This is a genomic window from Stenotrophomonas sp. 05L44_2 (assembly GCF_056665995.1).
This window is the reverse complement of sequence record NZ_JBFTNR010000996.1, coordinates 1-1,119: the sequence shown is the minus strand read 5'-3', so window position 1 is coordinate 1,119 and position 1,119 is coordinate 1. Positions and strand designations below refer to the sequence as shown.

The 1,119-nt window shown below is 65.1% G+C and carries 1 protein-coding gene; it reads right to left on the bottom strand.

Going from position 1 to position 1,119, the window contains the following annotated elements:
* On the bottom strand, window positions 1-1,003 hold a 1,003-nt coding region (locus AC1VAN_RS22600; protein ID WP_480986835.1), incomplete at its 3' end, for an OprO/OprP family phosphate-selective porin.
* Window positions 1,004-1,119: the final 116 nt, after the last annotated feature.

The window sequence follows — 1,119 nt, the reverse complement described above, 5'->3', positions numbered from 1 at the left end:
GATTGGCGGCGAGGTTGCCGTCGTTCAGATCCATGTGGTCATAGCGCACGCCCAGCTGCCACTGGCCGCCGGCCGGGTTGTTCGGCAGGCCGGTGCCCGGGGTGCCGCCCTTGTAGCTCCAGCTTTCGCCGGTGACATTCCACACGCCGCTGACGTAGTAGCCGTCGGTGGTGTAGTTGTCATGGGCGTAACGCTTGGCCTTGCTGGTGTAGTACTCGGCCTGGGCCTTGAACGGGCCCTGGAAGTACATCGCCTCGGCGCCGATGGTGCTGACGCGGTCGGTGTCGGTCATGTTGCCGCCATCGACCAGGCGCGCGGTGGCCAGGTCGGCGTTCGGGCGGGCACGCACGCGCAGGGTGTCTGCGTCGGTGTCGTAGTCGACGTAGCTCAGGCCGAAGTGCAGGACCTGGCCCTTCTCGTTGATCGGGGCCCAGGTGCCACGCGCGCCGTAGCCGCTGCCGTGGGCCAGGTTGCGGGTCAGTTCGCGGCCGAAGGCGCTGGCGGTGACCGACCAGTTGTCCTGGCCGTAGCTGTAGGCACCGCCCAGGCGACGGGCGACAGCGTAGGTGTTGGTGACCGCAGCCTTGGAGATGAAGTCGTTGTTCTTGGTGCTGGACAGTTCTTCCAGGCTGTTGGGCTGCTTGAACTGGCCGACCTGGATGAAGTGGTTGGCGTTGCCCAGCAGCTTGTACTTCACGTTGGTGTCGAGGAACTTGTCGGCCTTGGCGTCGTAGCCCACGACCCATTCCACGTTGCCCGGGCCCTTGCCCTTCAGCACCAGCTCGGCGCGACGCAGTTCGAATTCGCTGTTCTTGCCGTTGCCGGCGTCACCGCCGTTGAGGTCCACGACGTCATTGTCGTACCAGTTGCCGTCGGCCTGGACCAGGCCTTCGAAGGTGATTTCCGAACCGCCGATCACATCGATGGCGACTTCGGCGTGGGCGGCCGGCACGTACAGCGCAGCAGCCACGGCGATCGTCAGGAGCTGGTGATGCAGTTTCATGGAGAGGAGCCTTGCAGGCAGGTGGGAAGATGCGCGCAGGCTAAAACGTGAAGATTGCGTAAATGTGACAGTTCGCGCACGGCGGCGATCCGCCGCAGGCCCCGTCACGGCTGGGC